Origin of the sequence: Oceanicoccus sagamiensis (assembly GCF_002117105.1) — a bacterium.
In the GTDB taxonomy this organism is placed as follows: Bacteria; Pseudomonadota; Gammaproteobacteria; order Pseudomonadales; family Dasaniaceae; genus Oceanicoccus; species Oceanicoccus sagamiensis.
In genome coordinates this window covers 3,793,554-3,807,403 of sequence record NZ_CP019343.1, presented here as the reverse complement: position 1 = coordinate 3,807,403, position 13,850 = coordinate 3,793,554, and the positions used below count along the sequence as shown (strand labels likewise).

Annotated in this window: 9 protein-coding genes, 1 pseudogene and 1 riboswitch; of the genes and pseudogenes, 9 read left to right on the top strand and 1 reads right to left on the bottom strand. The window is 47.8% G+C overall.

Annotated elements, in window-relative coordinates; all coding sequences use genetic code 11:
- Positions 1-17: 17 nt before the first annotated feature.
- The gene (locus BST96_RS17275) at positions 18-1,448 is read right to left on the bottom strand and encodes a carotenoid oxygenase family protein (RefSeq protein ID WP_085759897.1); all 1,431 of its coding nucleotides are present in this window, start codon (positions 1,446-1,448) and stop codon (positions 18-20) included.
- Between the two features lie 121 nt (positions 1,449-1,569).
- On the opposite strand from BST96_RS17275, the gene BST96_RS17270 reads away from it, so the two are divergent.
- The 9 genes and pseudogenes from BST96_RS17270 to BST96_RS17230 all read left to right on the top strand — a co-directional run bounded on the left by BST96_RS17270 (position 1,570) and on the right by BST96_RS17230 (position 13,196).
- Positions 1,570-2,184 carry a TetR/AcrR family transcriptional regulator gene (locus BST96_RS17270; protein ID WP_085759896.1) on the top strand — a complete coding sequence of 205 codons (615 nt, stop codon included), beginning with the start codon at positions 1,570-1,572 and terminating at the stop codon, positions 2,182-2,184.
- 229 nt (positions 2,185-2,413) lie between these two features.
- Complete coding sequence (locus BST96_RS17265; RefSeq protein ID WP_085759895.1) at positions 2,414-6,571, top strand: hypothetical protein; 4,158 nt, start codon at positions 2,414-2,416, stop codon at positions 6,569-6,571.
- A gap of 51 nt (positions 6,572-6,622) precedes the next feature.
- A complete protein-coding gene (locus BST96_RS17260; RefSeq protein ID WP_085759894.1) occupies positions 6,623-7,567 on the top strand; it encodes a hypothetical protein in 945 nt (314 codons plus the stop codon).
- Between the two features lie 80 nt (positions 7,568-7,647).
- The gene (locus tag BST96_RS17255) at positions 7,648-10,083 is read left to right on the top strand and encodes a TonB-dependent receptor (RefSeq protein WP_169714029.1); all 2,436 of its coding nucleotides are present in this window, start codon (positions 7,648-7,650) and stop codon (positions 10,081-10,083) included.
- 131 nt (positions 10,084-10,214) lie between these two features.
- Positions 10,215-10,955 carry a hypothetical protein gene (locus BST96_RS17250; RefSeq protein ID WP_085759892.1) on the top strand — a complete coding sequence of 247 codons (741 nt, stop codon included), beginning with the start codon at positions 10,215-10,217 and terminating at the stop codon, positions 10,953-10,955.
- A 91-nt stretch (positions 10,956-11,046) separates the two neighbouring features.
- Positions 11,047-11,244 (top strand): hypothetical protein, encoded by a 198-nt coding sequence (locus BST96_RS17245; RefSeq protein ID WP_085759891.1) that lies wholly within the window; start codon positions 11,047-11,049, stop codon positions 11,242-11,244.
- A 14-nt stretch (positions 11,245-11,258) separates the two neighbouring features.
- Positions 11,259-12,146 carry an SDR family oxidoreductase gene (locus BST96_RS17240; protein ID WP_085759890.1) on the top strand — a complete coding sequence of 296 codons (888 nt, stop codon included), beginning with the start codon at positions 11,259-11,261 and terminating at the stop codon, positions 12,144-12,146.
- 45 nt (positions 12,147-12,191) lie between these two features.
- Positions 12,192-12,506: pseudogene (locus BST96_RS21110) on the top strand (hypothetical protein); the annotation flags it as partial.
- Positions 12,507-12,578: 72 nt separating this feature from the next.
- Positions 12,579-13,196: an MDR family NADP-dependent oxidoreductase gene (locus BST96_RS17230; protein ID WP_240554952.1), complete on the top strand. Its 618-nt coding sequence runs from the start codon at positions 12,579-12,581 to the stop codon at positions 13,194-13,196.
- A 527-nt stretch (positions 13,197-13,723) separates the two neighbouring features.
- Positions 13,724-13,848, top strand: a riboswitch (cyclic di-GMP riboswitch).
- Positions 13,849-13,850 lie beyond the last annotated feature (2 nt).

Below are 13,850 nucleotides of genomic sequence, written 5' to 3'. Positions count from 1 at the left end.
TCTTATCTGCTTTGGCGTTAACTACCGGGCTTCCAGGTACCGTGGAAACCAACCGGGATATAGTGCGACAGGTGTGCCCTGCCTACAGGACCATCGGACAACTTCATCGCATCAAAGATATTGAGGGTACTGGAGCGGGTATCAAAGTCGGTTGATACCGTTAATAAATACCCTACTCCTTCAGGAGAATCCTCAGATTGTGCAACGAAGATTGGCTCAGATACTGTTGCTCTGCCAAAGGAATAGCGTTCTGCTTTGCCCGTTTGATGATTAAAATACGCCACTGAATTATAAAAATTATCATTGGCTTCGATCTCGCTTTTCAAACTACCGTCAGTAGTCGCATACCAACCGTGATGATACTCCTGACCAGCATAGCGATTATCGCACTGGGGGAATTCTGACTCATTACTATCAATTTGCACAGACTCTACCCGGGCATTGTCGTCATTCATATCAATGGTCCAGCGGTGCAGATAGGCCTCGGCCTTGCCGGTCGACTTACCATCTACCGTTGGAAATAGCGGAATGGTTTCAAACTGGCAGCAGTCCACGGTGATCACACCGTCCTTATCAAATGCATTCATAAAGTGGAAGGTAAAACAAAGGTCCATATCCAACCACTTAATATCTTCAGCCGTGCCACCCTTACGGGGTAATACGCCAATCTGTACAGGCTTTTCAGGGTCCCAGGCAAAAGGAGGGCCGCCATTAAATACCCGTTCAAGATCACCAGTGATGGGAAATATTGGGATAAGAATATAATTCTCGGTAAAGACAAAATCGTGGACCATGGCAGAATAAGCCGTAGGGATCAGAATAGTTTCTGTGATAATTCCCTCGGGGTTTACTTTATAGACCATCACGTCAGAAGCAAAAGGACCAGTAGCCATATAAGCAAAAAACAGCAACTCACCGGTTTTGGGGTCTACCTTGGGATGGGCCGTCATCGCCGTATTTAGCTTGCCGCGAAAGGTCCATGGGCCAATCGATTCCAGAGTTTCAGGATCAATTTCATAGGGTAAATGCCCTTCTTCCAGTGCCAATAAGCGACCGCCATGCCAAACCAGTGCGGTATTGGCAGTGCCTTCTTTATCGACCAAAGCAAAATCACTGTAATCAGGGTCACAGTCAAGCGGGTTCATCGAGTTAATGACTGCCCGCCCCTCTTTATCTTCAATATTCCATTTCGCCGTGCGCACCCAGCGATTATTGTGGCGTACCTTGCCGTCTTTAATATGGAACCCGTGAACCATACCGTCACCGGCAAACAAATGATAATCACCCCGCGGCGCAAAACGCTGATTGGGGCCATTGCGGTAAAAAGTACCATTCAGCGCTGTGGGGATTTCGCCCTCTATAAACAGGTCTGGTGCATCACACTCCATATTGATCGGCCCAAAGGGAAACTTCAGGAAGGGGTTATCGGCTGGCATCATCTGTGGCATGGCTATTTCCTCTTTGACTATTGTTTACAATGTAAACATTAACACTCGATTTTTATGTTTACAATAGAAACATGAGATTTTTTTGTTATGATAGGCACATTACTGATTTGAGGATGCCACCTTGGCCACAGCAAAAAACAATTATCACCACGGCGATCTGCGCAGCGCCCTGCTCTCCGCCGCTCTGGAAATTATCAATGAAGCCGGCCCCAAGGGCTTAACCATCCGAGAGGTAGCGCGGCGCGCAGGGGTTTCCCATACCGCCCCCTACCGCCACTTTGAAGATAAAGACCAGTTAATTGTTGCCGTGGTTGAACAGGGTTTTACCCTGATGCAGGACACCATGCAGGAGAAAAAAGACGAAGCCGACAAGGACCCCATTAGCCAGTTTGCGGCTTCAGGGACTGCTTATATAGACTTTGCCCTGCAATATCCGGCCTATTACCGGGTCATGTATAGTGGAGATTTACTCTCCAGCACGGGCCAACAGTCTCTGCAACACACCAGTTCAGGGACCTTTACTGACCTGGTGAGTGATATGAAAACCTGTCAGGAGCTCAATCTCATCAAGCCTGGAGACCCCGCCAAACAAGCGCTGGCTATCCTGTCTACCGTTCACGGCTTTGTCACTCTGGTGAATGATAACCGTGTCGCCTCTTTACTAGGTGATGATTACGATATGGAGGACATCAGAAACACCATCATGGCCGCCATCTTTGAGGGTATCGGCGCATAAATCACCAATAAAAACCCAATTAATTACATTCCCTCATTCTATAAAGAAAAATCAGTCAAAACTGTTTGTTTTTGTATTCTTCCTTTGTTATCGTTCAAACTTGACATACGGATTATCTGTGCACTATTTCCCTTTTTCTGGAAATTACAGTTCTTCATACTCGCACAGTAGGATAATTCGAAGGCCTAGCCGGCTTAATAAAGATAATAATGATGAGGTTTAGCTCCCCATGATACGTTTTGGCGATCAGTTTTCAGCACTCTTTAATACGCGTACTCCCTCAGGTAAAAACCGACTGGGCAAGTTATCTTTAGCAGCCATTATTGCCGGTACCCTTGGCCTGACAGGCTGTGGCGGCGGAGGCGGTGACGGCGATGCCGCCGAGGTTTTCAGCCCTATTGACCCCGTCAACGAGACTGCCCTGAATGGTGCAGCGGTCGATGGACCGGTTAAATTTGCCAATGTCACTATCTATGCGCTGGATACCACCCTTAATGGCGCAGGCCACCCGCTCAAGGGTCGCATTATCACCACCGGCTCTACCGATGAAAACGCCCAAATTATCGATGTAAACCTCAGCAGCGATGACTTGTTGGAGCAGTTGTTCCTGGTTGAGATTACCGGCGGTGTCGATATCCTCACCAATGAAACCCCGGTTATCCCTACTCTGCGCTCGGTTGCGACCACCAACCAGCTGACCCTTAACAAGCAATCTATTTATGGCACACCACTGACCACACTGGCCATAGAAATTGCCGTCAATAAAATGCAAGCGGACTCGACTCTGGAATGGTTTGATGCCATTGCCGCAGCGCAATTTGAAGTAAGAAATATCTACGGCCTTGGTCTGTTAGGTGATACCGGCTCTGATAGCGACCAGGACGGTGTTGATTTATTTACCACCTCCCCTATCCCAACCGTCGATGGTGATAACGAGGTAGAGCTAAAGCTGTTTAAAGCCACAGAAACTTTTACCGCTATTATTTATAATGTCCAACAGACTCAGGCAGCCGCCAGTTCGACATCAACCAACCGCCTGATTGAACTACTAGCCAACGATCTGAATGATGGTGTTGTCGACGGCATGAATGGCGAAGAGCCCGTTGAAGTACTCACGGAAATCGCAGAAGTTGCCACCGTAACCACCACTCCACCAGCCAATATTGCAGGCACCGATACACCACTCAATCAAACCGCTGCACTGTTTAGAGAAATAGCAGCCGATATCGCCCCTGAAGTTGTCGTTACCCCAATGGATGAGCCTGAAGTTGCGGTGATTATTCCGGGTATTGATACCGACGGTAATGGTATTGTGGATACCGAAGAGTCTTGTAAGCCCAATCTATTCGCCGTTTTTGGTGAAGGTACATTGCGCGGACAGACCAACAGCATTGTTAACTCAGACTCACTGTATACCGGTGAAGCCACACTGGATGATAACGGCCGACTATCATTTACTATGGACCAGCAAATTATTGCTGCCATTGGTGCAACCATTACGACCACCGGCTTTTTTGATATTGAAACGGGTATTGGTGAAACCACAATTACCAACTGTGTGGGTAGCAATCTGGTTTGTGACACGATTGATGCAGCCATTGGTACCCCCGATGCAACCTCAGCCTCAAGCAACGGGCCGTTTACCGTCACTGACGAAAATGGCAGTTTCTTTATGGTGCAAAATGCCGAAGTTGATGCTGGCTTTGATACTGCAGACAGCAATGCCACTATCTTCTTTACCAATGATTGTGCCGGCACTCTGGATACTGACCGCGATGGTATCGAAGATGCTGACGATGCATTCCCCGCTGATGCCGCTGCCTCGGTTGATACTGATGGTGATGGCTCTCCCGATAGCTGGAATGAAGGCTACTCAGCAGCCGACTCAACCACTGGCTTAAGCCTTGATGCCTTCCCAACTGATGCAACCGAAAGCACAGACAGTGATGGCGATAACGTGGGCGATAACAGCGATGACTTCCCTAATGATATTGCCGCCAGTGTTGATGAAGATAACGATGGTGCACCCGACGCCTGGAATGACGGTTTTGGACCAGAGGATTCGACGTCGGAGCCACCTCTAGTGCTCGACACCAACGAACAAGAGGCACCTACTGGCTCAGGCTACACCATTAGCGGAACCGGTAGCCTCACAGGACAAACCGGCACTACCGTAAACTCTGACTATAGCTTTGAAGGTACTGCTGAAGTTGTTGATGGTGTTTTCCAATTTGAAATCGACCAAACCACTGAACTGGGCATTGGCGGTGAAGATGCCCATATCCTGACCGAAGGTTTCTTTGACCTTAGCACTGGCTTGGGTGAAGTCACCCTAACAGGCTGTACAGGTAACTCGCTGGTCTGTGACACGATCAACAGTGATATTGGTACACCTGCTGCCACTTCCAGCATTGATTACTCTGACTCGCTGGACGCAAGCGACCTAAGTTCTATTACCTGGTCACTGGTTGCAACGATAGACACAGGCGATTTTGGATTAGCCGATAGTGAAGCCTTTTATACCGCGACATTAGCAACCAGCGATTTAACCATCACCGGCAGCGGCTCTCTGGTAGGTCAAACGGTAAATGTAGTTGACTCAAGCTATGTTTATACCGGTACTGCCAATATCGAAGGTAACACTCTGTCCTTTGAACTCAGCCAGGCCATTGACAATTTGTTAGGCCTTAGCACCATCGTAACCACCGGTTTCTTTGATCTAACTACGGGTCTTGGTGAACAAACAGCGACAAGCTGTACCGGTCAAGCTCTGGTTTGTGACCCTGTGACAGCGATTGTAGGCACCCCAGAAGCAACCTCCGTTTATGATGTCAGCAATAGTCTGGATGCCAGTGATAGAAGCAATATCAGCTGGAGCCAAATACTGGTCATCGATACCGGAGATACTGGTCTTGCTGACAGCAATTCTATATTTACAGCAACCGCGTCTGGCGAACCAGTTAGCAGTGATAGCGATAACGACGGTGTTGCAGATGAAGACGATGCGTTTGTAAACGACCCCTCTGCGTCGGTTGATACTGATGGCGATGGTGCCCCCGATGCTTATAACGATGGTTATAGCGCGGAGAATTCAACACTGGTCATTGATGCATTCTTTGACGATGAAACTGCCAGCGTTGATAGCGACGGGGACGGCGCCCCCAATGCTTACAACACCGGCTTTACTGAAGCTGACTCTATGCTAATCATTGATGCCTTCCCGGACGATGCCGCAGCCAGCATTGATAGTGACGGTGACGAATACCCTGATGCTTACAATACCGGTAAAAACGCTGACGATACCGACCTGATCATTGACGCCTTCCCTGGTGATGCCGATGAATGGCTGGATTCCGATGGCGATATGGTCGGCGACAATAGCGACCCATTCCCCAACGACGCTTCAGAATCCGTTGACTTTGATGGCGATAATGTAGGCGATGCTGAAGATGACGCCTTCCCACTTGATATAGCTGCCAGTGTTGATGCTGATATGGATGGCTTCCCCGATGAATGGAATACCGATAAAACGGAAGCCGATTCAGAAACCGGCCTGACATTAGACGCCTTTGTCGGCAATGGCGATGAATGGGTCGATGCTGACCAGGATGGATATGGTGATAACCTCGCTGATGCCTGTGTCAGTGACAACATTTCTATTGATATCGGCCATACCGATGTCGATCAAGATGGTGTTTGTGAAGATGAGTTCGGTATCGACGGTGAAACCGCTATCGATGCTGATTATATAGATCAGTGTGTGGGTACGGTAGAACAGCCCCTCGGCACAATAGATAGCGATGGCGATGACGTGTGTGATTTACTCGATTACCGCCCGCTAAATCCTGATGCCCAAATCATTTGTGATGTGGTACCTCAATCAACGCTTGAGCAGGAGCTATTTGATGAAAGCTGCGATGATGCCGACCGTGATACGCACTTTGATATTGAAGACAACTGCCCCAATGACTGGTCAATCAAGAATGTAAACTCCGACCTTTACTTGCCAGCTGACGACAGTAATAACTGGCCTGCGGGTGACCTTGATCTTGCCACAGCGTTATGTGATGACGCTGACGAAGATCCGGATGGTAACAATATTGGTGATACCGACGATGATGCCGACGGTATTCCAGATGGTGAAGATTCAGGTTCGCTTGGCTATGGCATAGAGCTTGACTCTACCGTTCGCAATAAGTACATCTTCAATTATCAGATGAACTCTACAGGTACGGTAACCCCCGACTCAGCAACTATGGAAGCGGGCACTACCAGCGGCAGCAATCTGGAACAAGATCCAGCAACGGGCGTTCCGGCAACTAAGAATGCCACCTTTAACGTACGCACCAAGACACTAGAATGGCAGGAGGTCCAGGCTACGGATTAATGGCAAGCCATTAATCCAATAAACCCAGACACTTTTTTAGAGGACATAATAATGAAATATTTACCACTATTAGCAGGCCTGCCACTGATAGCTGTCTCTTCAGCTTACGCAGCCACTGGCACCGTTGGCTTTGCCAGTACAGTAGCCACCGTTACCACCAATATACCGGCGACCCTTTCAGGGGATATTGTTATCAGCTCTGACGGTGTAATCAGTGCCGACAGTCAGATTGCCACCAATAACTTTGAACTGACCATTGATATCAGCGCCTTACTTTCGCAACCGGATGGTACCTATGGCGGTATATTCAGACCGACGCAAACCGAATATGATCTGGCGGGTATTACTCTGGACCCAGACGGTGGCGGCGGCTGGACCGGCTCTTTGGGGCAAGATGGCGTAGCATTCAGCGCTCTGGTAACAACACTGTGTTACGACCTGGCCACCGATGTACAGGATGCCGGTCTGGTTTGTGGTCCTCCTGCAGACACGACAGACACCTGGGATATTGATATTGCAGCGAATGGTGCGGTCTCTATTGTCTATGCTGCTGACTCAGGAGGCGTGGGCGGTATCACAACGCAAACGCTGACACTAACCGGTGCAATTTTGATGGAAGCGTCCCCAAGGTTCGCCCTTTGGTCAAATTCATCACTGGTGCTTACCGATGAAACAACCGTTGAATCAGCTGAGACACTGCCACTGTATTGCGAATACTTATCCGGTGGCGACCTGTGTGCAAGCTACGGCTTCCTGGCCTCTGAATCCGCCACGGCTTTTACTGAAAATGACCCGAATGACACTGACTGGTTAAGCCCAAGCCAGTTTCCCCCGTCAGCCAGCATGATAGACACCGTTAACTTTAGCGAAGTCGATTTCTCAACTCTTGACACACTCAGTTTTAAAGTTGTGCAGGAAGATCTTGCAGTGGATGGTGGATCAGACACAGTAGATATAACAACAACATACACTTTCACATGCCTTGACTGCCCTTAAGCAATCAGCCTTGTAAAAGACAAAAATAATTATAACGTACCGCCAAGGCGGTACCGGCATATCCAATAATGGGGACAATAATGCGAATAAAACTCGCCACACTTTCTGCTGTTGCTTTTTTTGCCAGCAGTGCAGCGTCACTGACAGCGGCTCAAGAAGAACAAGCAGCCAGCTCCAACTCAATTGTTGTAGAGGAAGTTGTTGTGACGGCTAACCGCCGTGAAGAAAACCTGTCAGAAGTACCCATGTCAGTATCCGCCTTTGGCGAAGACTTTTTTAAAGATACCGGCGCCAACGATCTTGCTTCCATGGAGCAGTATACACCCAGCTTAAAAATTACTCCGGGGGCCGATTCACGCTCAACCTCGATTCGTATTCGTGGTATCGGTTCGGTCGGCACCAACTCAGGTATCGACCCCAGTGTTGGTATCTTTATTGACGGCATCTACCAAGGTCGTGCTGGCATGAGCATCAGCGACCTGATTGATATTCAAAGCTTAATTGTACTGCGTGGCCCCCAGGGTTCGCTGTACGGTAAAAATACTGCGGCAGGTGCTATCAGTGTTACCACCAAAAAACCGGGGCCTGATTTTGAAGGTCTGGCAGAAACCGTGATTGGTAGCGACGACCAGCTTGAAATCAGAGGTATGATTAATATTCCTCTTGGTGACAATGGTAACGCTATGCGTGCCACCGCATTTTCAAACACCAAAGATCATATGTACTACAACACCGCCAACGGTGAACACCTGAATGACAGTAACAAATGGGGTGTTAAATCTCGCTTCTTATTTAATACCGATGAATCGGGAGAGTTTTTAGTCACTGTGGATTTCTCGCAGGAAGATACCGACTGCTGTGCCCTCTCCGTCATTGATTACGACGGACTGTCTACACTAAATACACCAAGCACCAACACCCCTTCCGCCGAATGGCAGGCTGCACTAGGCAGAAACTCCGCCGGTGATTTGATTATGGACTATACGGCCTTTGAAGATAGCCAGGGGTTCTCACCACCAAAAGCAGATCCTTTTTCTGACGACCGCTGGTTAAGCAGCCAAATTTACAATGATGTAGAAGTGGGCGGTTTAGCCCTTGAATGGAACTATGACCTGGCCAACGATGACACTCTGACCTTTATTAATGCCTGGCGTCACTATGAATCACTGAGTTCTGCGGATGGCGACTTTACCGCCTATGAATCCGTTGAAACAGTCACCGATGTTAAACTTGACCAGTTTTCTACCGAATTACGTATTACCTCTCCCGGTGGTGAAGTTTGGGATTACCAGGGCGGCTTATACGGCTACTACTCTGAATTTGATTCCTACGGTGAATTTACCCAGTTCCCTGCCCTGACTGAAGCCATTGGCTTAGGTAGCGATGGCACATTAAATATTGATGAAAATATTTATACCACAACCAGCTTTGCGGCCTTTGGACAGTTAGTCTGGAATATTACTGACCAGTGGAGTGCAACACTGGGTATGCGTTATACCTGGGAGAAAAAAGAGCGTGAAGGTTACCAGATTTCTACGCCACCGATTGCCGATGCCATTCCACCGGTAGCGGGGCCGAATACCTGGTATGACCAGAGCCGTGAAGATTCTGACATTTCACCTTCATTCAGCCTGAAGTATTTCTGGAATGATGACCTGATGACCTATGCCAGCATTAGCCGCGGCTTTAAGTCCGGTGGTTTTAACCAGCGTCGCGAGTTGGAAGGTGAAGCCCCTCCTCCAGTTGATGAATGTCGCGAAGGTGTTTGTGGTGATTGGACCGAAGGTGTTGGCGGTGAGTTTGATGAAGAAATTGCCACCAACTATGAACTGGGTTGGAAAGCCTCCTGGATGGACCGTCGTTTAACCCTAAACGGTACCTTCTTCTTTGTAGAATATGATGACTTCCAGGGCCAGACATTTAGTGGCTCAGATATTAAAGTTACCAATGCAGGTTCATTGGAAAGCTACGGTGTTGAAATTGATGGTATGTTTGTTGCCACTATGAACCTGACCATGGGTACTGCGATTGGTTATAACAAAGCCACCTATGAAGAGTTTGATGGCGGCCAGTGTACTGTTAACCGCGCTTTCTATGAGTACTATATTGTTGATGGCAATCAGGCAGGCTTCCCCGGTGGCGGCGAATGTACGGTTGACCTGGCCGGCGAACCACTGGACAACGCACCTGAGCTAACCGTTAGCAGCTGGTTCCAGTATGAAGCTGAAATGAAAGAACTGATGCTTATTAGTCGTTTAGAGCACAACTATGTTGACAGTTTCTTCCTCGATCAGGATTTAGATGGTGCCCTGTTTAATGAAGAAGTTGATCTGGTCAATGTACGCTTTACCCTGACTAACCCTGAGCGAGTATGGGAAGTCGCCGTCTTCGGTAACAACCTGTTAGATGAAGAGTACTATTCCTTTGGTTTGGATATTCCCGTCATGGGTGGCTATACCGCGGTTACCGCACCGGGAGTCACTTACGGACTTAACCTCAGGTATAACTTCTACTAAACACCAATAAAGGGACCTGAAGGTCCCTTTTTATTAACAAACAATATAAAGTAAACTTTTCATTTGCAGACTAAAGCATGAATACTGTCTTATTCCCACGTTAAACCGCACGGCGATTACAGGTAGCTACTATGACTAATGACGCAATTATCAGCAGTGACCAAGGCAGCGGCCGAGTTGCACCCACTAAGTCAATCGGCTGGTATGCCAACTGGGGGCCACAAGCCTGGATTGATATGTGGATGTCCAACTCCATGCTGGTCAAGAAAGGGATGAATATCGTAAGTCATACCTACCTGCCCATACTCAGACTTTCCGGTGACCCAGAGCAAATCAATCGTGACTACCTGCTTATCCGTAATCACCGTGAACAGGTCAAGCTACTGGACTCACCGCGCGAAAAGTGGCGCAAACGCTATGGTAACTTTGTCCGCGAATGTGAATGGTGTTTATTAGAGCTGCGCAAGTACTACCCGCAAAAACAATATGAAGAATTAGTGATAGGCTTAAATGTCGATATTGGCAAAGAAACCTCAGCGGATTTTTTTGCCATGATGAACTCTATGTCCGACAACAATAAAAATAAAAAGAAAAAAACGGTAAAAAACCATGACGGCAGCACCAAACCCGGTAAATGGGCAACCTTTCTTTTTGAAACCTTTAACCCAGCACACTGGCTAACGGGCCCCGCTACTATCACTGAGTATGACCCAGGCAATGGCCTGACCGTCATGGAAATCCCGGATTGCGGCTGGCATACTTGCGCCAAAGCCGACACACTACCCAACCCGGATGCACTGCCACAGGAAGGTTGCCTGCTTATTTGCAAAGGCCCCTTTGAAGCTATGTTTAAAGGTGAAAATGGGGGCTAAAAATGGAGTTTGACCCGCATCTGCCGGAAACCTCCTGCACCGTTAGAATGACCTGGGATACATAAGTACTACATAGCGTATGATAAAAATAATGTTTGCATTATTTGGCCCGCAGAAAAAACTGCTAGAACAAGAGCGTGAATTGAACACACTCAGGGCAGAAGTCGAAACACTTCGTCAGCAAAACCACAGCATGAAAACCGGCATGCGTCGCTGTGTAAGCTGCGACTACCGCATTGATTATAAAGAACGTCAAAAACAACAAACCATTACCACTTCAACCCAATAAAATAGAGGCACATTATGTCCGTTATTCTTGTTACTGGAAGCAGCACTGGCATCGGCCAGGAAACCGCATTACACATGGCGCGTAAAGGTCATCACGTTTATGCCGCCGTACGCACCCCAGCCACAGCCACCGAATTAAAAGAAAAAATTGCCGCAGAGAGCCTGTCCGTTGATGTTATCCAATTGGACCTGGTTGACCCCGCTTCCGTAAAAAGAGCGGTAGCTGAAATTATGGAAAAAAGCGGCCGTATTGATGCATTGGTCAATAACGCCGGCATTGGTGGCGGCAGAGCCGTAGAAGAAACCGAACTGGATGAAGTCCGTGAAATCTTTGAAACGAATTATTTTGGTAATGTGAGCGTATTGCGTGAAGTAACACCGATTATGCGCCAGCAAAATTCCGGTCGTATTGTGACTGTCGGCTCTTTAGCTGGCCAGGTAGTCATGGGCTGTCACGCCCACTATTCCGCCTCAAAATGGGCTATGGAAGGTTTAAGCGAAGCACTGGCAATGGAAATGGCTGAATTTAACGTCAAGGTTTCAATTATCGAACCCGGTGTTGTTCTAACGCCAATCTGGGGTAAAGGCAGTTTGCCCGAAGACCCAAGCCCATACGCCAAATCACTGGAACGTTTAGGTCGTTTCTTTATGTTTGGTCACACCCGCCCCGCCATGCCCAGCGATGTTGCCAGTGCGATTGAACATGCCATCGAGTCTGATAAACCCCACTTCCGCTACCCCGTTGGCCCTGATGCGGTTGAAACGGTTGCCGCCAAAGGCAAAGTCACTAACGATGAATGGCTCGAGGCAAACTGCCTGCAGGGCGAAGCGTTCTATGACCGTATGGAAGAACTGGTCGGCGTTGATTACTACCGCGGTGAACTGGATCTACCTGGCGAATAAACCAAACCACCATTAACCCACACCCCATAGAAAACAGGGACTGAGATGTGCCAGAAAAATCAGCATATCATTCTAGCCGAGCGACCTGACGGACTGCCTCACTCAGCCTGCTGGCAACTGGTCACGAGTGATGTGCCAGCTGTGCCTGACCGCCACCTATTAGTGGAGGTAAAGCATATCTCGCTAGACCCGGCCATGCGGGCCTAGATGAATGAGTATTGCTATATTGGCGGTGTGGATATCGGTGAAACCATGCGAGCCTTTGGCGTGGGCATAGTTAAACACAGTGAACACCCTCACTTTAAGCCCGGAGATTGGGTCCGTGGAATGCTGGGTGTACAGCATCTATCCGTCACCGATGGTGATGATATTCAGCTCAATAAACTGACTATCGGTGATGAACCCCTGTCCAACCATTTGGGCATTTTCGGTATGACTGGCTTAACAGCCTATGTCGGCATCACAAAAGAGCTGGATATTACGCCCGGGCAACAGGTATTGATATCCAGTTCAGCCGGTGCGGTAGGATCTGCAGCCGCCCAAATCGCAAAGATTAAAGGCGCTTATGTCGTGGGCATTGCTGGTGGCACAGAGAAAGTCGACTTTTGCATCAATGAATTGGGTCTGGACGACTGTATTGATTATAAAGCTGGCGATCTGGATGCCCAACTGTCGGCGACAATGCCCAAGGGTATTGATATCTACTTTGATAATGTCGGTGTGCCTATCCTTGACCACGTATTGGACCATATCAATGAGCGCTCAGTAACGCTGCTCTGTGGCGCCATTAACCAATTCCAAAACATGGACGAGATTATTGGCCCAAGCCTATACCTCAGATTGGCTGAACGAATCAGTATTATGAAAGGCTTTACCTATTATCACTATCTCGACAGCTTCGATGAAGCGGTTTCGCAGATGCGAGAATGGATTGATCAGGGGCAACTCAAGCATTTTGAGCACCATGAGGACGGCTTGGAAGATTTCCATAACAGCTTTAACAAGCTCTTTACAGGCAGCAATCAGGGCAAACTAATGATTAGTTTATAAGCCCATTCTAGCTGCCGACGCTGTTTTAACCCCGAAAGCACCATTATGAAGCACGCATTTAGAGATTAGCGCAAGTTTGTCGAAAAAGATTACACCTTTTACTCACTAAATCAGAACTTGGTATATCTGCTTCTGATGTTATATCCAAAACGTAAACATCTGCTGATAAGCCAATTATTCACATAAAACACGCCTGTATGCCTATCAAAAACGGCGGCTTATCACTTTTCGCACCATTCCTGCTCATAATCCCGGTTTTTATTCCGCTTTTACCCTGGCTTAGCCTTTAAATTGATCGAAAAATAACCATAAAAAAGCAATCTCGACTGTTTTTTATGGCAATAAAAACAAAGCTGACGGTTTTTCTTACACATCTGTCTGATTTTACACAGAAAATGCTACAACTGAGCAGGAACTTACTATAAGTTACTGAAAGATATAGGGTTTTATAAATTGGCACCATACTTGTATTGTATACAGCAAGATACGAAATCTGTGTCTTTACAATAAAATAAACTAAAATAACTGAAGGAAAGCGCCAAACCGGTCGTGAGGCTGGGACGGAAAACCAAGGGTCTTAGTAGGCAGACGAGCAAAAGGGATTGCTCGCGAAACAAGGAATAGTGCCTGGATAAGATAGCCGGTTACCCTTCT

What these genes read in the sequence shown, in the direction of transcription:
- BST96_RS17230 (WP_240554952.1), top strand. Translation starts at nt 12,579, where the DNA reads ATGACTGGCTTAACAGCCTATGTCGGCATCACAAAAGAGCTGGATATT.
- BST96_RS17260 (WP_085759894.1), top strand. Translation starts at nt 6,623, where the DNA reads ATGAAATATTTACCACTATTAGCAGGCCTGCCACTGATAGCTGTCTCT.
- BST96_RS17255 (WP_169714029.1), top strand. Translation starts at nt 7,648, where the DNA reads ATGCGAATAAAACTCGCCACACTTTCTGCTGTTGCTTTTTTTGCCAGC.
- BST96_RS17250 (WP_085759892.1), top strand. Translation starts at nt 10,215, where the DNA reads ATGACTAATGACGCAATTATCAGCAGTGACCAAGGCAGCGGCCGAGTT.
- BST96_RS17245 (WP_085759891.1), top strand. Translation starts at nt 11,047, where the DNA reads ATGTTTGCATTATTTGGCCCGCAGAAAAAACTGCTAGAACAAGAGCGT.
- BST96_RS17240 (WP_085759890.1), top strand. Translation starts at nt 11,259, where the DNA reads ATGTCCGTTATTCTTGTTACTGGAAGCAGCACTGGCATCGGCCAGGAA.
- BST96_RS17275 (WP_085759897.1), bottom strand. Translation starts at nt 1,448, where the DNA reads ATGCCACAGATGATGCCAGCCGATAACCCCTTCCTGAAGTTTCCCTTT.
- BST96_RS17265 (WP_085759895.1), top strand. Translation starts at nt 2,414, where the DNA reads ATGATACGTTTTGGCGATCAGTTTTCAGCACTCTTTAATACGCGTACT.